Source organism: Myxococcus sp. AM011 (genome assembly GCF_013372595.1).
Taxonomy (GTDB): Bacteria; Myxococcota; Myxococcia; order Myxococcales; family Myxococcaceae; genus Myxococcus; species Myxococcus eversor.
Genome location: NZ_JABXEM010000199.1, coordinates 1 through 22,432 on the forward strand (window position 1 = coordinate 1; position 22,432 = coordinate 22,432).

8 protein-coding genes are annotated in these 22,432 nt (G+C 69.7%); 3 read left to right on the forward strand and 5 right to left on the reverse strand.

The window, feature by feature from the left end:
- A partial coding sequence (locus tag HUW62_RS33060; RefSeq protein ID WP_176436682.1) for a non-ribosomal peptide synthase/polyketide synthase occupies positions 1-15,221 on the reverse strand: 15,221 nt, incomplete at its 3' end.
- A gap of 46 nt (positions 15,222-15,267) precedes the next feature.
- Positions 15,268-16,695, reverse strand: a complete 1,428-nt coding sequence (locus HUW62_RS33065; RefSeq protein ID WP_163867841.1) for an MFS transporter — start codon at positions 16,693-16,695, stop codon at positions 15,268-15,270.
- A gap of 268 nt (positions 16,696-16,963) precedes the next feature.
- Between HUW62_RS33065 and HUW62_RS33070 the strand changes: the two genes are divergently transcribed.
- The gene (locus HUW62_RS33070) at positions 16,964-17,401 is read left to right on the forward strand and encodes a DUF2383 domain-containing protein (protein ID WP_163867842.1); all 438 of its coding nucleotides are present in this window, start codon (positions 16,964-16,966) and stop codon (positions 17,399-17,401) included.
- A gap of 274 nt (positions 17,402-17,675) precedes the next feature.
- The gene (locus tag HUW62_RS33075; RefSeq protein ID WP_176436683.1) at positions 17,676-18,476 is read left to right on the forward strand and encodes a hypothetical protein; all 801 of its coding nucleotides are present in this window, start codon (positions 17,676-17,678) and stop codon (positions 18,474-18,476) included.
- Between the two features lie 15 nt (positions 18,477-18,491).
- On the opposite strand, the gene HUW62_RS33080 is transcribed toward HUW62_RS33075, so the two are convergent.
- From HUW62_RS33080 to HUW62_RS33090, 3 genes are all read right to left on the reverse strand, one after another.
- Positions 18,492-19,586 carry a hypothetical protein gene (locus tag HUW62_RS33080; protein WP_163867844.1) on the reverse strand — a complete coding sequence of 365 codons (1,095 nt, stop codon included), beginning with the start codon at positions 19,584-19,586 and terminating at the stop codon, positions 18,492-18,494.
- A gap of 36 nt (positions 19,587-19,622) precedes the next feature.
- A complete protein-coding gene (locus tag HUW62_RS33085; protein WP_163867845.1) occupies positions 19,623-20,183 on the reverse strand; it encodes a DUF2378 family protein in 561 nt (186 codons plus the stop codon).
- A 104-nt stretch (positions 20,184-20,287) separates the two neighbouring features.
- Positions 20,288-20,941 carry a VWA domain-containing protein gene (locus tag HUW62_RS33090; protein WP_176436684.1) on the reverse strand — a complete coding sequence of 218 codons (654 nt, stop codon included), beginning with the start codon at positions 20,939-20,941 and terminating at the stop codon, positions 20,288-20,290.
- A 347-nt stretch (positions 20,942-21,288) separates the two neighbouring features.
- On the opposite strand from HUW62_RS33090, the gene HUW62_RS33095 reads away from it, so the two are divergent.
- Entirely contained in the window at positions 21,289-22,251 is a 963-nt protein-coding gene (locus HUW62_RS33095) for a dockerin type I domain-containing protein (protein ID WP_240356653.1), read from the forward strand.
- The last annotated feature ends 181 nt before the right edge of the window (positions 22,252-22,432 follow it).

Below are 22,432 nucleotides of genomic sequence, written 5' to 3' on the forward strand. Positions count from 1 at the left end.
CGCAGCAGGTGGGCGAGCTGGTTTGAGCGCTGATTGAGCTGGAGGAAGGAGAGAGAGGAGGAGTCGTCGAGGACGGCGAGGGCGTCGGGCGTGAGGGCGGCCTGTGCCTCGAAGCGCTCGTGGAAGGAGCCAGTCCAGGGCAGCTCGCGGCGGGTGTTGTTCCACCCGACGAGCACCTGACGGCGCTCCTCCGCCGGCAGCATCGGCAGCTCGCTGAGCCGCGACTCCGGCGTGGTGACGACGGCTTCGAGCAGCGTGGAGAAGTGCTCGACCATCCGGGCGATGGTGGCCTCATCGAACAGGTCCGTGCGGTAGCCCAGCGCGCCTTCCAGTCCCTCGCCCAGCGTCAGGGTGAGGTCGAACTTCGCGCTCGGCGCCCCCGAGTCGTAGGCCTCCAGGCGCAGCGGTGACGTCTCCACCGTGCTCCCAGGCACTTCCATGCTCGTCGTCGGTGCGTTCTGCAGGACGAGCATCACCTGGAACAGCGGCGAGTGACTCAGCGTGCGCTGCGGGTTCAGCTCCTCGACGAGCTTCTCGAAGGGGACGTCCTGATGTTCGTAGGCAGCGAGCGTCGTGCGCTTCACCTGTGCGAGCAGCTCGCGGAACCGGAGTCCCGGTCGGACCTGCGCGCGCAGCACGAGCGTGTTCACGAAGAAGCCGATGAGCCCCTCCGTCTCCGACCGCGTGCGTCCCGCGATGGGCGAGCCGACGGAGATGTCGTCCTGTCCCGAGTAGCGAGAAAGCAGGAGCTGCCAGACGGCGAGCAACGCCATGAACGGCGTCACGCCTTCGCGCTGGCAGAGCGCGACGAACCGCTCGTTCACGGAGCGAGGCAGCCGGACGGGGAAGGACCCGCCCCGATTCGACTGGACGGGCGGACGTGGACGGTCGGTGGACAGCTCCAGGAAGGGAGGCGCCCCCGTGAGCTGCTGCTTCCAATAGGAGAGCTGCTGCTCCAACGCCTCGTCACGCAGCCACGAGCGCTGCCACGCCGCGTAGTCCGCGTACTGCACGGGAAGCGCTTCCATCCGGGGCGTCTGCCCGGTGGCGTGCGCGGAATAGAACTCCGCCAGCTCGCGGAGCAGGACTCCCATGGACCAGCCGTCGGACGCGATGTGGTGGACCGTTCCGACCAGGACGTGGCGCTGCTCATCCAGCCGCACCAGGAGCACGCGGAAGATGGGGCCATGCTCCAGGTCGAAGGGCCGCGCGGCCTCCTCGCTCACAAGTCGACGGGCCTCGGCGAGCTTCGTGTCCTCTGCGAGGGACTGAAGCTCCTTCACCGACACCCTCACCGGCGCGGGCGCGTGGATGTGCTGGTACGGCTCTCCGTCGCGCGTCAGGAACGTCGTGCGAAGGGACTCGTGGCGCTCGACGAGCGACGTGAAGGCCCTCTCCAGCGCGGCCACATCGAGCGGCCCCTGCAGCAGCAGGGCGAGGGGGATGTTGTACGTGGAGCTTCCGGGCTCGAGCTGATCAATGAGCCACAGGCGCTGCTGCGCGAAGGACAACGGCAGCTCGCCAGTTCGCGGCACCGGAACGAGCGCGGGCGCGCGAGCACGCGAAGAGGTGCCTCCGGACTCGCCGATACGGGTGGCGAGCGCGGCGATGGTGGGTGTCTCGAAGAGGGCGCGAAGCGGCAGCTCCACGTCCAACGTCCTGCGCACGCGTGAGACCACCTGCGTGGCGAGCAGCGAGTGGCCGCCGAGCGAGAAGAAGTTGGCGGTGACGCTGACCTTGTCGAGCTGGAGCACCTCCGCCCAGATGGCGGTGAGCGCCTCTTCGGTTGCGCTCCGGGGCGCGACGAAGGGGGCGTCTTCCGCGCCATGCTCGGGAACGGGGAGCGCCTGCCGGTCGACCTTGCCGTTGGGCGTCAGCGGCATCGCGTCCAGCCGCAAGAAGACCGTAGGCAGCATGTACTCGGGCAACCGCTCCCGCAGCGCGGCGAGCAGCGTGTCGGTGTCGAGCGTCGCGGAGACCAGATAGGCGACGAGGCGGTGCTGGCCGGGAACGTCCTCGCGAACGAGGACGATGCTGTCACGCACCCCCGGCTGCGCGCGGAGGGCGGCTTCAATCTCCCCAAGCTCGATGCGCAGACCGCGCAGCTTCACCTGGAAGTCGGTGCGACCGAGGTACTCCAAGCGCCCATCCGCCAGCCACCGAGCCTTGTCGCCGGTGCGATACAGGCGCGCTCCGGGCGTGGCGGCGAACGGGTCGGGGATGAAGCGCTCCGCGGTGAGCGCGGGCCTGCCGAGGTAGCCCAACGCCACCTGCGCACCGCCGAGGAACAGCTCTCCCGGGACACCCGGCGGGACGGGCCGCAGGGCGTCATCGAGCACGTAGGCGCGCGTGTTGGCGACAGGACGCCCAATGGGGATGGAGACGCCCGACGTGTTCGCCTCGACGACGGTGAAGGTCGAATCGATGGTGACTTCGGTGGGGCCGTAGAGGTTGACGAGGCGGGCCTCGGGGAGCCGCTCGCGGGCGAGGGACGCGAGACCGGTGGAGAGCGCCTCACCGCCGCAGAACAGCCACTTCAGGGACGTGGCGCGTGCCAGCGCGGGCTCGTCGAGGACGAAGCGCAGCAGGGACGGCACGAGCTGGAGGACGGTGATTCCGTGCCGGACGACGCAGTCGAGCAGCATCGCGGCGTCGCGGTGGGCGTCGGTGGGCGCGAGCACGAGCGGCGCACCGGCGAGGAGCGGCGCCCAGCACTCCCAGACGGACGCGTCGAACGCGAGCGGCGTCTTGAGCAGGACCTTGTCCTGAGCGGTGAGCGGGAAGACCTGGAGGAACCAGGCCATGTGGTTGGCGAGCGCCCGGTGGGGGATGAGGACGCCCTTGGGCTGCCCCGTGGAGCCGGAGGTGTAGATGACGTACGCGGGCGCTTCGGGCTCCGGCTTCGACGGGAGCGGCTCCGTCGATGCGTGGGAGAGGGCCTCCGCGTGCGACGCGGAGTCGAGGCACATGACGTCCAGTCCGTCCGGCAGGAGCGAGACGAGCGTCTCCTGTGACAGCACGAGGCGCGCACCGCTGTCGCGCACCATGAACGCGAGGCGCTCACGCGGGTAGTCGGGCGAGAGCGGCAGGTACGCGGCACCCGCCTTGAGGATGGCGAGCAGGGCGACCGGGAGCTGGGCCGTGCGGTGCGCGAGCAGGGCAACGAAGTCGCCGGGACGCACGCCGCGCGAGGACAACACCCGCGCGAGCTGATTGGCGCGCGCGTCGAGCTGACCGTAGGAGAGCCACTCATCGTCGGAGAGGACGGCGAGGGCCTCGGGAGTGTGGCGGGCCTGGCTCTCGACGAGGCGATGGACGAAGGGCTCGGTGGAGAAGTCCGCGTCCGTCGCGTTCCAGTCGAGGAGGACCTGCCGCTGCTCCTGCTCGGTCAACAGCGAGACAGACGCGATGGAGGCCTGGGGCCGCGAGACGAGGGCTTCGACCAGCGTGGCGAAGTGGAGGGCGAGCTGCTCGGCGGTGGCGTGCTCGAACAGGTCGGAGTTGTAGCCGAGCGAGCCCGCGTAACCGTCCGGCAGCTCCACGAGGTTGAGGTTGAGCTCGAACTTGGACGTGACGTCGTCGACGTCGACGGGGCTGAGCGTCAGCTCCTGCTTCTGGATGGCGGAGGCGGGCGTGTTCTGGAGGGAGAAGAGGACCTGGAACAGCGGGCTGCGGCTCAAGTCACGCGCCGGCTGGAGCACCTCGACCAGTCGCTCGAAGGGCACGTCCTGATGCGCGTAGGCGCCGAGCGCCGTCTCCTTCACCTGTCGCAGCAGGTGCTGGAAGGAGGTCTGTCCGTCGATGCGCGCCCGGAAGACGAGCGTGTTGACGAAGAAGCCGATGAGGCCTTCGAGCTCCGCGCGCTGACGACCCGCGATGGGCGAGCCGACGGTGAGGTCGTCCTGCCCGGAGTAGCGCGAGAGGAGCACCTGCCACGCCGCGAGCAATGCCATGAAGGGCGTGGCGCCCTCCTGCTGGCAGAGCGCCTTGAGCTTCTCGGCGGTGGCGGCGGGGAGGAACACTCCGACGTTGCCGCCGCGCGAGGACATGACGGGCGGACGAGGCTTGTCGATGGCCAGCTCCAACGGCGCGACGCCGGAGAGCTGGTTGCGCCAGAAGGTGAGCTGACGTTCGATGACCTCCCCCTGGAACCAGGTGCGCTGCCAGACGGAGTAGTCGGCGTACTGGATGCCGAGGGCGGGAAGCGGTGACGGCTTGCCGTGGGCGAAGGCGTCATAGAGCGCGGCGACTTCCTGGACGAGCACGCCCATGGACCAACCGTCGGAGACGATGTGGTGCATGTTGAGCGCGAGCACGTGCTCGGCCGCCGACAGCTCCAACAACTGCGCGCGGATGAGCGGTCCCGTGGAGAGGTTGAAGGGGCGGGCCAGCTCCTCCAGGAGCAGTCGCTTCACTTCGTCTCGCGCGGCGGAGGGCTCCAGGTGGCTCAGGTCCACCCGCACCAGGGGCAGCTCGCCGTGCGGCGCGATGCGCTGGTAGGGCTGGTCGTCCTGCTGGAAGAAGGTGGTGCGCAGCGCTTCGTGACGCCGCACCAGCTCGTCGAAGGCCCGCTGGAGCGCCGCCGCGTCGAGCGGTCCCTCCAGGCGCACGAAGGTCGGCATGTGGTACGCGGCGCCGCCGGGCTGGAACTGGTCGATGAACCAGAGCCGGAGCTGCGCGAACGACAGCGGCACCAGGCCATCGCGGGGCACCGGGATGATGGGCGGCGCGAGCGTCCCCGCGTGTCCTTCGCCTTCGATGCGGGCCGCGAGCGCGGCGACGGTGGGCGACTCGAAGAGCGCGCGCAGCGGCAGCTCGACCGAGAAGCCGGAGCGCAGGCGGGAGATGACCTGGGTCGCGAGCAGCGAGTGGCCACCGAGCGCGAAGAAGTTGTCGGTGACACTCACTCGCGGCAGGTGGAGGACGCTGGAGAACACCTTGGCCAGCTTCTCTTCCTGCGGCGTCCTGGGCGCGATGAACGAGGCCTCGGACTCCTGCTCCCGCACGTCGGGCGCGGGCAGCATGCGCCGCGCGACCTTTCCGCTGGGCGTCAGCGGCAGCGTCTCCAGCGAGACGAAGGCCGTGGGCACCATGTACTCGGGCAGGCGCTGGAGCAGGAGGGTTCGCAGGCGCTCCGCTTCCGGCATCTCCGCCGCGGACACCGGAACGAGGTAGCCGACGAGGCGCTTGAGCCCGGGGACGTCCTCGCGGACCGTCGCGGCGGCATCGCGGATGCCGGGGATGGCGCGCAGCGCGGCCTCGACCTCACCCAGCTCGACACGGAAGCCGCGCAGCTTCACCTGGCCATCGAGACGACCGAGGAACTCGACGGTGCCGTCGGCCTTCCAGCGCGCTGAGTCGCCGGTGCGGTAGACGCGCGCGCCGGGCGTGGTGCTGAAGGGATGGGGCACGAACTTCTCGGCCGTCAGCTCGGGCCGGCCCGCGTAGCCGAGGGCCAGGTGCGCGCCGCCGATGAGCAGCTCCCCCGGCACGCCGATGGGCGCCGGCTGGCCCAGCGCATCCAGCACGAAGAGCTGCGTGTGCGGCAGCGGCCCGCCGATGGACGGCAGCCGGGGCCAGGACGCGGGTGGGCCCTGGAGTCGATGGGCGGAGACGACGTGCGTCTCCGAGGGACCGTACTGGTTCTCCAGGACGCAGCCCGGGAGCTTCTCGAAGAGGGCGATGAGCGCGGAGGTGACCTGGAGCTGCTCACCGGCCGTGACGACCTCGCGCAGGGAGGCGGGCAGCGTGGCGCCGTGAGAGACGGCGTCGGCGATGGCCTGGAGCGCGACGAACGGCAGGAACAGCCGCTCGACCTGCTGCTGGTGCATGAAGTCGAGCAGCGCGGGGATGTCCTGGCGCAGTCCTCCCGTGGGAAGCACGAGGGTGCCTCCGGCCCACCAGGTGGAGAAGAGCTCCTGGCAGGAGACATCGAAGCTGAGCGACGCGAACTGGAGCGTCGTGGCCGAGGGCTTCTCCGACTGACGCAACTGCCACGTCAGCAAGTGGCTCAGCGCCCGGTGCGGCAGCGCGACGCCCTTGGGCCGTCCGGTGCTGCCTGAGGTGTAGATGATGTACGCCGGAGACTCGGGCGAGACGGAGACGCCAGGCGGCTGCGAGGGCAGCGCCGCCAGCGCTTCGGCCTGTTCATCCAACAGGACGAGCCTCGCTCCCGACGCGGGAATCGCCGCGCGCAGGGACGAGTGCGAGAGGACGACGGGCGCCGCGGAGTCCTCGAGCATGAACGCGAGGCGCTCGGCCGGATAGTTCGGGTCGAGCGGGAGGTACGATGCGCCCGCCTTGAGCGTGGCGAGGACCGCGACCGCCATGTCGAGCGACTTGTCCAGGCAGATGCCGACCGGCGCACCGGACGAGACACCCAGGGCGAGGAGGTGACGGGCGAGCTGGTTGGCGCGCGCGTCGAGTCGCGAATAGGTGAGCGCGTGCGTCCCATCGGTGACGGCGATGGCGTCCGGCGTGCGCGCGGCCTGGGCCTCCACGGGAACATGGATGGGCGTGGCGGTGTGCGGCTCGCGCGCGGTGCTGTTCCAGCCGACGAGGAGCTGACGGCGCTCGTCCTCGGCCAACAGGGGGATGCTCCAGATGGGCTGCTCGGGCGCGTCCACGACGGAGGCGACCAGGCGCGTCCAGTGCGCGCGCATCCGCTCCGCGGTGCCATGGTCGAAGAGGTCGGTGTTGAACTCGAGCATGCCGCCGATGTCATTCCCGGAGTCGAAGAGCAGGAGTGACAGGTCGAACTTGGCGGTGCCGCTGCCCACGTCGAGTGAGTCGGAGTCGCTCTCGTCACCCGTGGGTGGAGCGGCGCGCTCGTACGTCTGGAGCGCGAGCAGGACCTGGAAGAGGGGCGAGCGGCTCAGGTCACGCTCGGGGCGCAGCTCCTCCACCAGCTTCTCGAAGGGGACGTCCTGGTGGGCGTAGGCGCCCAGCGTGCTGTTGCGGACCTGCGCCAGCAGCTCCCGGAAGGTCATTCCGGGCGTGAGTCGGGCTCGCAGGGCCAGCGTGTTGACGAAGAAGCCGACGATGCCCTCCACCTCGGACTGGTGGCGGTTGGCGATGGGCGAGCCCACGACGATGTCGTCCTGGCCGGTGTAGCGGGCGAGGAGGACCTGGAACGAGGCCAAGAGCGCCATGAACGGCGTGACGCCCTCTCGCTTGCACACGGCCTGCAACCGCGCGGTGAGCGCCCGCCCCAGACTGAGGGAGAGCGTGGCGCCGTGAGAGGTCTGCACGGGCGGCCGAGGGCGGTCCGTGGGCAGCTCCAGCATCCGAGGCGCACCGGTGAGCTGCTCGCGCCACCAGTCCACCTGCTTCGTGAGCACCTTGCCCTGCAGCCAGCCGCGCTGCCACACGGCGTAGTCGGCGTACTGGAACACGAGGGGCGGCAGTGGCGAAGGCTCTCCGCGCGCGAACGCGTCGTAGAGCGCGCCAATCTCGCGAGAGATGATTCCGTGGGACCAGGCGTCGGAGACGATGTGGTGGACGGTGACGAGCAGGACGTGGCGCTGCTCGGAGAGGCGCAGCACGGAGGCTCGCAGCAGCGGGGCTCGGCCCAGGTCGAAGGGACGCTGTGCCTCGATGCCGGCCAGTCGCAGCGCTTCCTGCTCACGCTCACCCTCGGGCAGGGCGGTCAGGTCCATCACGGGAACCGTCAGCTCCGCCCGCGCATGGATGCGCTGGAAGGGCACGCCGTCGGGCTGGGCGTGGAAGCTGGTGCGCAGGGCCTCGTGACGCTGGACGAGCGCCTGGATGCTCCGCTCGAGCGCGCCAAGGTCCATGTCGCCGTCGAGCGGCATCGCGGAAGGCACGTTGTAGAACGGGCTGTCGGGCTGGAAGCGGTCCAGGAACCAGAGGCGCTGCTGCGCGAAGGACAGGGGAAGCGGAGCGCCGTCGCGAGGCACCAGGGCGAGCGGAGGCCGCACCGTGCCTTTTCCCGCGAGGGACGCCGCATCCAACCGCTGGGCCAGCGCTTCGATGGTGGGCGCTTCGAACAGCTCCCGCAGCGCCATCTCCACCTGGAAGGTGTTGCGGATGCGCGAGACGAGCTGTGTGGCGAGCAGCGAGTGGCCGCCGAGCGCGAAGAAGTCGTCCGCGATGCCGACCTGGGGGACGCGGAGGAGCTGCGCCCAGATGGAGGCGAGCTGCTCCTCGGTGGGAGTGCGAGGCGCGACGTGGGTGGCCGAGGGCGCGGAGAGGACGGCCTCGGGAGGAGGCAGCGCCTTGCGGTCAATCTTCGCGTTGGCGGTGAGCGGGAGCGCGTCGAGGCGGAGCAGGGACGACGGCACCATGTACTCGGGGAGCCGGGACTTGAGGAACGCGCGGAGGGAGACGGCGTCCAGGTCGTCACCGACGAAGTAGCCGACGAGGCGCTTGTCCCCCGGGACGTCTTCACGTGCCATGGCCACGGCGTCGCGAATGGACGGGTGCGCGAGCATGGCGGCCTCGATTTCGGGCAGCTCGATGCGGAAGCCGCGCACCTTCACCTGCGCGTCGGCGCGACCGATGAAGGCGAGCGTCCCATCCCTGTTCCAGCGGACCATGTCTCCAGAGCGGTAGAGGCGCGCACCGGCGACGGAGGAGAACGGGTCCGGGACGAAGCGCTCGGCGGTGAGGCCGGGCTGGCCGACGTAGCCACGAGCGAGGCCGTCACCGCCGATGAAGAGCTCGCCAGCAATGCCGATGGGGACCGGCTGGAGAGAGGCGTCGAGGACGAGCAGGCGGGTGCCGTTGGTGGGCCTGCCGATGGGGAATGTGGCCCCGACGTCGTCAGCGCGGGAGACAGAGAAGGTCGTGGCGACAACCGTGATTTCGGTGGGGCCGTAGCAGTTGGTGACGGAGATGCCCCAGTCCTGCACCGCGCGGCGGACGTGCGGTGGGGAGACGACGTCGCCACCGGTGAGGATGCGCTGGAGGGACGGAGGCGCGGGGAGGCGGCTCTCGACGAGCTGGGAGAACAGGCCGCTGGTCGCCCAGAGCGTCGTGACGCCGTGACGGGACGCCGTCTGGAAGAGCTCTTCCAGGGATGGTGTCTGAGGCGGGAGGACGACGAGGCGAGCGCCGTGGAGCAGGGCGCCCCAGATTTCGAAGGTGCTGGCGTCGAAGGAGATGGGGGCGAGGAGGAGGTGCGTCTGCTCGGGCCCGAAGCGGGTGTAGTCGATGCCGACGAGGGTGTGGAGGACGCCGCGGTGGGTGCAGCCGACGCCCTTGGGCTTGCCGGTGGAGCCGGAGGTGAAGTCGATATAGGCGAGCGACGCGGGAAGGGCGGAGGGAGGCAGGGCCTGGGTGGCGCTGCCCGCCAGGGACACCTCATCCAACAGGACACACGTCATTCCATCGGCGGGCAGCTTGTCGAGGAAGGCGCGAGTGGAGACGAGGACCTGGGGCCGGGCGTCCTCCAACATCGAAGCAAGACGCTCGCGTGGGTACTTCGTGTCGAGGGGGACGTAGGCGGCGCCGGCCTTGAGGATGGCGACGAGGGCGACGATGAGCTCGACGGAGCGGTCGACGGCGATGGCGACGCGGGAGTCGGTGGTGGCGCCGAGGGAGCGCAGGTGCCAGGCGAGCTGATTGGAGCGCTCGTCGAGCTGGCGGTAGGTGAGGGAGTCGTCACCGAAGAGGATGGCGACGGAGTCAGGAGCGCGAGCGACGACGTCGGCGAAGACGGCGGGAAGGGTGGAGTCGGGCGAGACGAGCGCGGGAGCGATGGCCCAGTCCGTGAGGACGCTTTGCCGCTCCTCGGCGGACAGCATGGAGTGGGACGTGAGCGTGGCATCGGGCCGAGTGACGACGGCTTCGACGAGCAGCTCGAAGTGCCGCGCCATGCGCTCGATGGAGGCACGCTCGAACAGGTCCGTGTTGTACGTCAGCGCGCCGAAGAGTCCGTCCGCTCCCCCGTCCGCGAAGTTCAGCTCCAGCTCGAACTTGATGACGGTGCCTTCCACCTCCACCGGGCTGAGTGACAGCTCCTGCTTCTGGGGAGCCGAATCGGGTGCGGTCTGGAGGGCCGAGCCGGGGGTGTTCTGGAGCGCGAAGAGGACCTGGAACAGCGGGCTGCGGCTCATGTCCCGGCGAATCTGGAGGTCTTCAACCAACCGCTCGAACGGGACGTCCTGGTGCGCATAGGCGCCCAGGGCGTTCTCCTTCACCTGTCGCAGGAGCTGCAGGAACGTCGCGCCCGTGTCGATGCGCGCCCGGAAGACGAGCGTGTTGACGAAGAAGCCGATGAGCCCTTCCAGCTCCGCGCGCTGGCGGCCGGCGATGGGCGAGCCGACGGCGATGTCGTCCTGTCCGGTGTGGCGGGACAGGAGCAACTGCCACGCGGCGAGCAGCGCCATGAAGGGCGTGGTTCCCTCGCGCTGGCACAGCGTCTTGAGCCGCTTGGACACCTCCGGCCTCAAGTTGATGGGCACCTGGGCGCCAGCGAAGGTCTGCGTCGCGGGCCGAGGTTTGTCGAGCGGCAGGTCCAGCGTGGCGACTCCGGACAGTCGGCCGCGCCACCAGGCGAGCTGCTGCTCCAGCACGTCGCCCTTCAGCCAGTCGCGCTGCCAGACGGCGTAGTCGGCGTACTGGAGGGACAGGGGCGGAAGCGGCGACGGTGCCCCCATCGCGAAGGCCGCGTAGAGGGTGGCGACCTCCTGGGTGAGCACCCCCATGGACCAACCGTCGGAGACGATGTGGTGCATGTTGAGCGCGAGCACGTGCTCGGTGGGGGACGTCTCCACCAGAACGGCGCGAACGAGCGGGCCGGTGGAGAGGTTGAACGGGCGCATGTACTCCTCGCCCAGCAGTCGCTCCACCTCCGCGCGAGTCGCCTCCGGCGTCTGTCCCTGGACCTTCACCAGCGTCACCGGCACCTCCGCGTGCGGGGCGATGACCTGGAAGGGCTCGTCGTTCTGCTGGAGGAACGTGGTGCGCAGGGCCTCGTGGCGGCGCACCAGCTCGTCGAAGGCCCGCTGGAGCGCGGACAGGTGGAGCTCCCCGTCCAGCCGGACGAAGGAGGGCATGTTGTACGTCGCCCCGCCGGGCTGGAGCTGGTCGAGGAACCAGAGGCGCTGCTGCGCGAAGGACAGCGGCAGCGGTCCCGTGCGAGGCACCGGAACCAGCGCGGGCGGCTGCCGGTTCCGCGACGTCATCAACGTGGTGTCGATGCTCGCCGCCAGGGCCGCCACCGTGGGCGAAGCGAAGACGGTGCGCAGCGGCAGCTCCACGCCGAGCGCGGACCTCACGCGCGACACGACCTGGGTGGCGAGCAGCGAATGCCCCCCGAGCGCGAAGAAGTTGTCGGTGACGCTCACGCGCGGCACGTGCAGGACGTCGGCGAAGAGCGCGGCGAGCTTCTCCTCCAGCGGAGTGCGGGGCGCGGCGAAGGCGGCGGCGCCACGCAGGCTCTGTGCGTCGGGCGCGGGAAGGCGCTTGCGCGCGAGCTTGCCGCTGGGCGTGAGGGGCAGCGCGGGCAGCGCCACGAACGCGGACGGCACCATGTACTCGGGCAGGCGCTGGAGCACGAAGGCGCGCAGGGCCTCGGCGTCGAGCGTGGCGTCGGGTGAGAGGACGACGTAGCCCACCAGGCGTTTGTCGCCCGGCACATCCTCGCGAACGATGGCGGCGGCGTCACTCAGCCCCGGGGCGGAGCGGAGCACGGACTCGACTTCACCCAGCTCCACCCGGAAACCGCGCAGCTTCACCTGGGAGTCCATCCGTCCCAGGAAGTCGAGCGTGCCGTCCGCGCGCCACCGCGCCGCGTCCCCGGTGCGATAGAGCCGCGCGCCCGGCACCGTCGAGAACGGGTCCGGAACGAACGCCTTCGCGGTGACGTCCGGCTGCGACAGGTAGCCGTGCGCCAGGTGGGTGCCGCCGATGAACAGCTCTCCCGAGACGCCGATGGGCACGGGATGGCCGAGCGCATCCAGGACATAGAGCCGCGTGTGGCCCACCGGCCCGCCGATGGACGGCAGCCGGGGCCAGGATGCGGGAGCCCCCTGGAGTCGGTGGGCGGAGACGACGTGCGCCTCGGAAGGGCCGTACTGGTTCTCCAGGACGCTGCCCGAGAGCTTCTCGAAGAACGCGGCGACCGTGTCGCTCACCTGGAGCTGCTCACCCGCGGTGATGACCTCGCGCAGGGAGGCGGGCAGCGTGGCGCCGTGGGAGACGGCGTCGGCGATGGCCTGGAGCGCGACGAAGGGCAGGAAGAGCCGCGCGACGCGCTGCTGCTGCATGAAGTCGAGCAGCGCCGGAATGTCCTGGCGCAGTCCCCCGGTGGGGAGCACGAGCGTGCCTCCGGCCCACCAGGTGGAGAAGAGCTCCTGGACGGAGACGTCGAAGCTGAGCGATGCGAACTGCAGCGTGGTGGCACGCGGCTGGGGCGAGCGCTGGAGCTGCCAGGTGAGCAGCGCGCTCAGCGCGCGGTGGGGCATGACGATGCCCTTGGGCACCCCCGTGCTCCCGGACGTGTAGATGACGTAGGCGGGGCTCTCCGCCGACACTTCGAGACCTGGCGCGCGCGGGGACAGGCCGGCCACGTGGGCCGCGTCGACGTCCACCAGGAGGAAGCGCGCCCCGTGCTCGGAGGGCAGTGACGCCGCGAGCTGGGAGTGGGTGAGGACCACGGGCGCGCGCGTGTCCGCGAGCATGAACGCCAGGCGCTCCGTGGGGTAGCTGGGGTCGAGCGCGACGTAGCTGGCTCCCGCCTTGAGCGTGGCGAGGACGGCGACGGCCATGTCGAGCGACTTGTCCAGGCAGATGCCGACGATGCACCCCGGTGTCACCCCGCGCGCGAGCAAGTGGTGCGCGAGCTGATTGGCCCGCGCCTCCAGCGCCGCGTACGTGAGGGCGTGGGTGCCATCGGTGACAGCCACGGCGTCGGGCGTGCGGAGCGCCTGGGCCTCCACGGGCGCGTGAAGCGTGGTGGGACCGAAGGGCTCGCGGGACGTGTCGTTCCAGTCGACGAGGACCTGGCGACGCTCGGGCTCCTCCAGCATCGGCAGGCGCCAGACGGGCTGGCTCGGGTCGCTGACGGCGGACTGCAGCAGCCGCACGAGCTGGTCCGCCATCCGTTGGACTGTCGCGGTGTCGAAGAGGTCGGTGTTGTATTCGAACACCGCGTTGAACGCGGTGCCGTCATCGGACGCCAGCAGCGTGAGGTCGAACTTGGCGGTGCCGCTGATGGCGTCCAGCGGGCGGACCTTGAGCGGCGCGTCGGGGTCTTCGGCCCCCACGGACTTCGGCGTGTTGAGCAGGGCCAGCATCACCTGGAACAGGGGCGTGCGACTCTGGTCTCGCTCGGGGCGCAGCTCGTCCACCAGCTTCTCGAAGGGGACGTCCTGGTGCGCATAGGCCCCCAGCGTCGTCTCGCGCACCTGGGACAGCAGCTCGCGGAACGTCATCCCCGGATGGAACCGGGCCCGCAGCGCCAGCGTGTTGGCGAAGAAGCCGATGAGCCCTTCCAGGTCCGACCGCATCCGGTTGGCGATGGGCGAGCCGACGATGATGTCGTCCTGCCCGGAGTAGCGCGCGAGCAGCGTCTGGTAGCCGGCCAGCAGCACCATGAAGGGCGTGACGCCCTCCTGGCGGCACAGCTCGTAGACGCGGGTGGCGAGCGAGGCGGGAAGCTCCACGCGCAGCATGTCCCCGCGCTGCGACTGGATGGGAGGCCGGGGCCTGTCGGTGGGCAGCTCCAGCGCATGCGGCGCGTCGGCGAGCTGGGTCCTCCAGTACGCGAGCTGTGACTCCAGCACGTCGCCCGTCAGCCAGCCGCGCTGCCAGACGGCGAAGTCCGCGTACTGCACGGGCAGCTCGGGGAGCGGCGAGGGCCGGCCCATCGCGAAGGACTGATAGAGGGCGGGGACCTCCTGCGTGATGACGCCGATGGACCAGCCGTCGGAGATGACGTGGTGGATGACGATGAGCAGCACGTGCTCGTGCTCGTCGAGCTTCAGGAGCCGCGCGCGCAAGAGCGGCCCCGTGGCCAGGTCGAACGGCGTGCGCGCCTCCGCGTCGGCGATTCGCTGCGCCTCCGCGTCGCGGGCCTCCGCGGGCACGGCGCGCAGGTCCTCGACGGGAATGGTGAAGGGCGCGGGCGGGGAGATGGCCTGGACGGGGCCGTCCTGCAGCGAGCGGAAGCGGGTGCGCAGCGTCTGGTGGCGCCGCGCCAGCTCCGTGAAGGCGCGCTCCAGGAGCGAGTGTTCCAGTGGGCCGGTGAAGCGCAGGCCGTAGAACATGTTGTACGCGGGACTGCCGGGCTGGAGCTGGTCCAGGAACCAGAGCCGCTGCTGTGCGTACGACAGCGGAGCACCGTCGCCATGCCCCGTGAGGATGGGGCCGGTGAGGGACTGCGCGGACTCGAAGAGTCGCGTCGCCAGCTCCTTCGCGTGCGGCTCGCGCAACAGCGAATACCCGTCTCCGGGCACGTCCTCGACCTGGGCGCCTGCTTCCGCGAGCACCGCCCAGCCCTTGTCCTTCTCCACGTCGGCGGCGTCGATGACCTCGGCGGCGCGGACGATGCGCGCGGTGCCGGGAAACGCCTCGGGGACGTAGCGACGCGCGGCGCGCACGTGCGCGGAGAAGACCTTGAAGCGCGCGCGCAGCACCTCCAGCGTCATGGACTCGGGCAGCAGGCCCTGGCGCGTGCCCTCCGCGTGCAGGTGCAGCAGGAGGGGCTCGGGGTCCTTGCCCGTGGTGAGCGCGGCGGGCAGCTCCAGCGGGGACAGGCCCGCCCGCAGCGCCAGCTCCTTCGCGAAGAGCGCGGCGTGCGCGGCCAGGGCCGTGGCGGAGACGCTCCGGTCGGGCGACGGGGGCGGCGGCTCGAGCAGCGTGAGCTTCGCGACATGGCCATCGCGCTGGAGCAGGCGCGCCATCTCCCACGCGATGACCGCGCCCAGTGCCCAGCCCGCCAGGTGATACGGCCCCTCGGAGCGCTCGGCGCGGAGGGCCTCGACGTAGAAGACGGCCATCGCCTCCAGCGACTCCATGGGCGCGCGCCCGTCGTCCACGCCGCGCGCCTGGATTCCGAACACGGGCTGGGACGCGGGCGTCTGGCGGAGCAGCTCCGCGTAGCAGTCCAGGCGGCCATCCACCGGATGGACCAGGTAGAGCGGGCTCGTCGTGTCGTTCCCCTTGCGCAGGGGCAAGAGCGGCGAGGCGGACAGGCTCGCCTCGGATGGGGTGACGGGGCCGACGGACGTCGGGGAGTCGTTGCGCGTGCTCACGAGGTACTCCAGTCAGTTCATTGCGCGGGGCCGGGGCGCTGCGTGCTCAGGACGGAGAGTTTCCCGTCGCCGAGAGCGGACTCTCGGACACGGCGCCTGCCGGTGGCGGTTCAGAGGAAAGAGGAATGGCGAGCGGATGGGAGGGAATCACGTCCGGATGTTCTTCCTGGACGCGCCGCGCGCGAGGAGACAGCAGAAGCAGGCCGACGGCGCACAGCACCGTGAGCCCCAGGACGACGAAAAGAAAGGCGATGCCACGCCCGGTGCCCGTGCCCAGCACGCGGCCCACGCTGCCGGCGAATGCGCCGCCTGGCGCCATCCACGGCTCGAAGACCCGGTCCGCCAGCGGACCCGCCATCAGCGTGACGAGCAGCACCGCGGACTGCCCCACCGTCTTGCGCAGCGCGGACACCCGGCCCTGGATTTCCAGCGGCACCTTGAGCTGCCACAAGACTTGCGAGTTGGCCGTGGTGAGCGGCATGGAGAACAGGAACAGCGCCGCCGCCGTGGCGAGCAACGGCACGCTGGGCGGCAGCGCGGCCAACAGCAGCATGAGCGAGGCCACGGCCGGGAAGCCCGCGATGCCGAGGATGCGGTGCTTGGGGCCGCCCCACACGCTGGTGAGGATGCCGCCGGCCAGCATGCCCATGCCGGAGATGGAGCCGATGAGGCCCAGGTTCTTCAAGTCCGTGAAGGCCAGCACCAGCGGCGTGAAGAGCAGGAGCACCAGCGCGAGGCTCGCGTTGGTGAACGTGGTGAAGGCCAGGATGTACGACAGGCCCCGCCGCTCCCGGAGGAAGCGCCACCCCTCCGCCAGCTCCCGGCTCATGGAGCGCGGCCCCGTGCTCCGCGCGGAAGCCCCCGGCGTCGGCGGGAAGCGCACGGCCACCAGCACGCCCGCGGCGAACAGGAAGCTGAGCACGTCCAGGAAGAGCACACCGTGCAGGCCAATGCTCCCCACCAGCACGCCAGCGAAGACGGGCGACGCAATCTGACTCAGCGCCGCGCCCAGCTCCGCCATGCCGCTGGCCCGCCCCAGGTGCCGCTTGGGGATGAGCAGCGGCGTCGTGGCCGTCCACGCGGGCCAGCGGAACGCCGTGCAACAGCCGCCCAACAGGACGATGGGGTACAGGTACCAGGCCTTGAACTCCAGCCGCCCCGTGTCGTCCGCCACCAGCAGCAGCCAGATGAGCGCGGTGGTGACGCCGGAGCCCACGTCGCTCCACAACATCGCCTTCCTGCGGTCCCACCGGTCCACCAGCACCCCGGCGAACGGGGACAGCACCGCCAACGGCAGCGTGGCGCAGAAGGAGATGAGCACGAAGCGCGTGGTGGAGCCGGTGAGCTGGTAGACGTGCGCGCCCAACGCGAACGACGTCAGCCCCGAACCGAACAGGGAGATGAACTGCCCCAGCCACACGAGGCCGAAGGTGAAAAGCGGGCGCGACGGCGAAGCAGGCGACGGGGCGGTCATTCGGCGTGACGATGCGAGCTGGGTTGGCTGGCGAGCTTCCCACTGGCCAGGGGCACGGCACAGGAACTGGGGCACTCCTGGATCAGCTTCACAGCCCTGACGCATTCTTGCAAACAGACTACCCGGACAGTCGCGCTGATACCTGCTGAAACACGGACGGAGGGTGTGGCCCAGGGGAGGTGGCGGGGGAGGGGGCCCTCGTTGCGAGCGGGCGGGCACGCCGCACCTTCTTGCTCAGCAATCCGTTCACCACTTCCAGGAGGCCTTCATGGCGCAAACCGACAAGGACGTCGACACGCTCAATTCCTTCCTCCGGGGCGAGATTTCCGCGGTGGAGACCTACCGGCAGGCGATGGGGCACATCGAGGACGACGTGCGACGTCGCACGCTGGAGGAGTGCCGGCTGGACCACGAGGGGCGCGTGGAGAAGCTGCGCGAGCGAATCGAAAAGCTCCACGGCAAACCGGCGGAGGGCTCCGGTGTCTGGGGCGCCTTCGCGAAGGTCGTCCAGGGAGGCGCGGACGTGCTGGGGGAGAGCGCCGCCATCTCCGCGCTGGAGGAAGGCGAGGACCACGGCCTGCGCGACTACGAGCGAGACGCGGAGAAGGTCAACGGCGACTTGCGACGCTTCGTGCGCATGGAGCTGTTGCCCGCGCAGAAGAGCACCCACAAGAAGCTCAGTCACCTGAAGCACACCCTCCACTGAGGTGACGTGACAGGTGGGAAACGCCGGGGCCCGGGCCGCGTTCAGCGCGGCTTCGGGCCGCCCCTGGTGGCACTCTCAACTTCCAGGAATGCGCTCGGGCCAGGTGAATCGCCGGGCGTTGACCGCGTCACAGCCGGCACGCCTTTCTTCCGAAGATATAGAACGCCAGGGAGGGGTCGGACGTCGGCGGTTTCACGGCGGACGGATGGGGCCTGGAGGTTGAAGGTGCGGCGTGCGATAACCAGGGGTCCGCCGACGAGGCTGGAGGAGATGCATGTGGCTGGACGACAGCTCTTCGGAACGCGACGAGGTCTCCGGTGAAGCGCGGCGCGGAGACGAGCGGATCGTGGTGCCAGGGCCAGGAGAATCGGAGCACGAGCAGATGCCCGTGGCGTCCCCCGCGCTGAAGGAGAACAGCCATGCGGGCGCGCTGAGCGCGAGCTGCGAGGCGCTCTTCCGCTGCACCGAGCAGGCCCTGCCCTGGGCGTGGAAGCTGCTCCAACTGGCCAAGGGGCCCGGGGCGCTGTCCGCCGAGGCGCGCGGTGCCGCGCTGGAGTTCCTGGACCGCATTCCTCCCCACGTGCGCCGGGGCGTGAGCGAGCTGCTCGCGTTCAGCAACCTGTGGCAGGCCGTCTGCACCCGGCTGGGGCGGCCGGTGGCGCGCTCCACGGAGGAGCTGCTGCGCGAGCTGAATGGGGACTTGCAACTGCTGCTGCGCGGCGCGCAGGCCCGGCTGGGGACGACGGCCGCGCTGGAGCATGGGCTGCTCCTGCACCTGGGGCGGCTGCGGGAGTCGCGAGGCATGGAGCCTGGCGCCGCGCTGGAGCTGCGGGCCGCGCTGGATGCCTTCACGCACTCGGTGACGCAGGTGATGGCCGCGGCGAGCGCGTACCGCCGCGCCTGGGAGGCCGCGCAGGCGGAGCTGTCCGAGTCCGCCGAGTGGCTGGGCGCGGGAGACCCCGGCTTCTGCGCGTGGCTGGCCGAGCACCTCTCCGCGTCCGTGCCCGCCTGGCGCGAGGCGCATGCCTCCAGCCGGCTGCTCCAGGAGCTGGGCGCGCTGTCGGGTCCTCCGTAGGAGGGGAAGAGGTCCTCAGGCCTCCACGAGGATGCGGTGCCGGTACAGCTCCACCAGGATGTCCTCGGACAGGTCCGCCTGCTTGTTCTCGCGCAGGTGGTGGCGCACGGCCTCCACGGGCTGCCGGCCGGTGAACTCCACCAGCAGGCCGTAGGCTTCACCGGGCAGGGCAATCGCGTCGAAGTCGCTGTACGCGCCCAGGGCCACGCTGCCGTCGGGCAGCCACTGCACGGTGGCGTCCGGGTTGAAGCGCAGCGTGCGCGGCAGCTGGGGTGAGATGGACGTCGAGAAGAGCTTCTCCACCGCCTTCAGCTCGATGACGCCGTCCAGGCCCAGCAGCTTGTCGAGCCCCTCCGCCGTCAGCCCGCGCACCAACTGGTAGCAGGCGCGGAAGTACTCCGCCTCGCGGCCCACGTGCTCCTTCCAGAGCTCAGCGTAGGCCTTCGCGGGAGGCGGCGCGTCGTCCAGGTCCTCCACGCCCAGCGGGACGGGGTTCAGCTCGGGGCGGTCCTTGCCGGACAGGACGTAGTCGGGCAGCAGTTGAAGCGACGTCCAGCGCGACAGCTGGATTTCCGTCAGCGTCAGGTACGTCTTGAGGGACATCCAGAACTTGCGGCCGTCGGCGCCCGCGACGTACTTGCAGAAGAAGGTGGAGCAGACGGCCTCGCGGTACGGCCAGATGGTGCAGCCGCCGCTCTCTTCGCCGTAGTAGGGGCAGCGCAGCGACGCGGCCCGGCCGAAGAACTGGTGCCCGTTCTTGTAGAGGAAGTGGAACTTCGCCGGGGGCTTCACCCACTGCGGCGTCACGCCGATGCGGCCGGCGATGCGCGCCTCCATGCGACGGCGGCCCTCGGCCAGCTCCGGGCGGTCATCCGACAGGAGCGCTCCGACCAGGTAGTTGGGCAGGCGCGGGAAGTAGGTGCAGCACTTGGTGTCGGGGCGGAAGAAGCGGCTGACGCCGTCCACGGAGTCGACGGCGCCCTCCGCGTTCTCCTTGCACATGGCGCACTTGGAGCACGTGGCCTTGGTCTCCTCGGGGACGTCCTGGCGGAAGAAGTCCGGGAGGAGGTCGCGGTAGAGCTCGGGGAGGCTGTCGAGGAGGCGAGTCATGGGTTTGGGGCTCGGGGGCTCTCTGAGGTGGGGTTTTCAGCGCGCGGAGGGGTCGTACCACTCGATGCGATAGGTACAGGACTCCGCGTCGTGACGGGTGCGGGAAATGGTGAGGCCCCGGACACCGATGCGGTGCAGGCCCTCCTCCAGCACGCCCTCCACGAACCCTTCCGTGACTTCCGGCTCGTTGAACCACAGCTCCGCGGTGGTGGGGTTCACCACGTTGACGCGCGTCTGGGTGAAGTTGTTGCCGCTGCGGAAGTTGTGCGTCATCCGGCCCAGCGAGCGCATGGGGCCGAGCACGCGCGCCAGCGTGAGCACCGCCGAGCCCATGACCGTCTGTGCGTAGCCTTCAATCATCCGCCGGGCGAGCCGCCGGCGGGCCTCTTCCAGGGGCTTCTCCGGGTAGAGGGCACGGCCCACCTCGTCCAGGCACCTCACCCACACGGTATGGGGGTAGGCGGCCTGGAGCGGGGCATCCAGGTCCATGCCCAGCTCCCGGAGCTGGTTGCGCAGCTCGTAGGGCAAGTCCCTGTCGAGCGTCTTCAGGTAGAGGCTGTCCACCGTGTTGCCGAAGATGACGCGCTCCTGGCTCATGCGCTCGTGCCCCCGAGTGTCGCCAGCCTGCCAGGCCGGCGGGCGCGCATTCTCCCCGGAGCCGACCTCCGGAGGCCAGTCCTGTCGACAAGTCGTGGGCCGGGTCAGGGGATGATGACGCCGGACCCCAAGGCGCTGGAGATGACCTCCTGGGCGTTGTGGATGAGGGTGAGGCCTGGAGGTGGGACGTTGGGATTCAGGGCGCTCCCGGTCCGGAGCTTGTTGATCATCTTCCACTGCCAGGAGCCGACGGTGAGCTGCGGGTAGGTCCCCGTGCTCCAGGGGCCCGCGCATTGGCTCGAGCTCGGGGTGCTGTTCTCCGCGCCGCCGGTGAACAACAGGATGTTCTTGATGGCCAAGGTGCTCGGTCGATACGAGACGAGACCGTCCACGGCCGCGCAGACGGCATGGGCGAGAGGCGTGCCTCCTTGGCCCACCTGCAGGGACGACAACGTCGCGATCGTGCTCGCGGCGCTGGAGGTGAAGGCCTGGTGCTGGATGTAGCTCGTGCCCTCGAATGACCAGACAGCGTAGTGCTGTGGCAGTGGGCCTCCTATCTCCACACGGTTCTGGGCTTGAATGATGGCCCGCTGGAATCGCGTCAATCCATCGGCGCCGACCACCGCCATGGAGCCACTTCGCTCGATGAGGATGATGATGTGCCGCTCGGTGAACTGCGCCCGCGCGGATTCGGAGTGCAGCACCAACGACAACCCAAGCATCAACAGCAGGCGTTGAAGCATCGTGTTCCTCGTCATGTGAGGTTCTCGGGGCGGCCAGCAGCCGCGTCAGGAGGGGTGGTTGCGCGCTTTCATGTCACGTCCGGTTTGTTTTCTGAAGAGCCCGGGGTTTCCGGAGGCCGTGACTGGATTGTGGCGGAGCAGGAATGTTGCCCTGGCTTGTATGTGTTTCCCGCTATTCTTCGTCTCGTAGTCCTGTGGCATAAGAATCGCGGACGCTTTTGTGTCTGATGTTCTGGGTGTCCCGCCCGGAAGCCGTCGACCTGGCGACCGCCGTTCAAACGACGTTTCAATTCCGTGAGGATGGACTCGTGAAAACATACACCTCGATGGTGCGTCTAGCCTTGTCCCTGGGAGTCTGCTTGATGGCTGTGCCGCGGGTGGCCAGCGCTCAGCCGGCGCCCCCGTATACCGAGGAGCACGTCATCATCCTCATCGACCGCAGTGGGTCGATGGTGGCCCCGCGGCTCAATGGAGAGACTCGTTTTCAGGCGGCTCTCAAGAGGGCCCGGGATTATGTGGAGACGGTGAGCACGCTGCCGCGGCATATCGCGGTGTGGAGTTTCGAGGGGACTTCGTACATCCGGCATCAGGCGTTCTCGACGTCGGCCACGACGACGCTCAATACCTTGAACTCCCTGGGTGTTGGCCAAGGTGTGACGCCCCTGGCCTTCTCCGCGTGCGCCGCCGTGGATGAGCTCAAGTCCTACCGCACGACGGTTCTTGGACGAAAGAAGCTCCGTCTGAGCTCTGACGGATTGGAGAACAGCTCGCCGGTCGGGACGCAGTGCCAAGGGGGAGAGAGCGTGGGGGGCTACCCCAACCTCGACCCCGGCTCGTGGCAGTGGAAGGTCCTCAACAAGCTCCGGACGGGAGATGCCACGAATCCCAATCCCGTCCCTACGTTCATCCAGGTCATCGCCGACATCGACTTCTTCACCACCTACATCACTGACTTCAATGGCTCGCACTCAGGTGCCTATGAATGGTCGGAGAAGGGCGAGCCGACGTGGTCGCCTGTCGCATTGCCTGTCGAGGGGCCCGCGGTGAGGTACCTGGGAGGGCTGTCGTCGGCCACGGGTGGGCGATTCTCGCTCGCGCTGGACAACGCCCCGGCGCCTGTGTTCGGCGACACCAATCAGGATGGTTGCGTCAACATCACGGACTACGACCTGGTCATGGCGAACTTCGGTCTGACGGTGCCGCCGGGAAATCGCCTGGCGGACGTCAACGGTGACGGCCTGGTCGACTACAGCGACTACACGGTGGTCGTCGCCAACTGGGGCCTGGGTGGGCGGTGTGCCCTGCCGCAGCCGGTCCGCGAGTAACGGCCGCATCCGTCGTCCCGCTCCGGCCCAGCGAGAGCACCCGCTGGGCCGGAGCGTGGAGGCCTACTCCCGGACTTCGTGGACGGGCACGAAGGGCTGAGGCCCGGTGTTGCAGCCCCGCCCCAGATTCCCCAGGACGATGCTGTAGTCCGTGAAGTTCACCGCCCGGTCGCCGTTGAGG

Excerpts from the sequence above, each read along its gene's own strand:
- HUW62_RS33070 (WP_163867842.1), top strand. The coding sequence starts at position 16,964 with ATGGCGCAAACCGACAAGGACGTCGACACGCTCAATTCCTTCCTCCGG.
- HUW62_RS33065 (WP_163867841.1), bottom strand. The coding sequence starts at position 16,695 with ATGACCGCCCCGTCGCCTGCTTCGCCGTCGCGCCCGCTTTTCACCTTC.
- HUW62_RS33090 (WP_176436684.1), bottom strand. The coding sequence starts at position 20,941 with ATGACGAGGAACACGATGCTTCAACGCCTGCTGTTGATGCTTGGGTTG.
- HUW62_RS33080 (WP_163867844.1), bottom strand. The coding sequence starts at position 19,586 with ATGACTCGCCTCCTCGACAGCCTCCCCGAGCTCTACCGCGACCTCCTC.
- HUW62_RS33075 (WP_176436683.1), top strand. The coding sequence starts at position 17,676 with ATGTGGCTGGACGACAGCTCTTCGGAACGCGACGAGGTCTCCGGTGAA.
- HUW62_RS33095 (WP_240356653.1), top strand. The coding sequence starts at position 21,289 with ATGGCTGTGCCGCGGGTGGCCAGCGCTCAGCCGGCGCCCCCGTATACC.
- HUW62_RS33085 (WP_163867845.1), bottom strand. The coding sequence starts at position 20,183 with ATGAGCCAGGAGCGCGTCATCTTCGGCAACACGGTGGACAGCCTCTAC.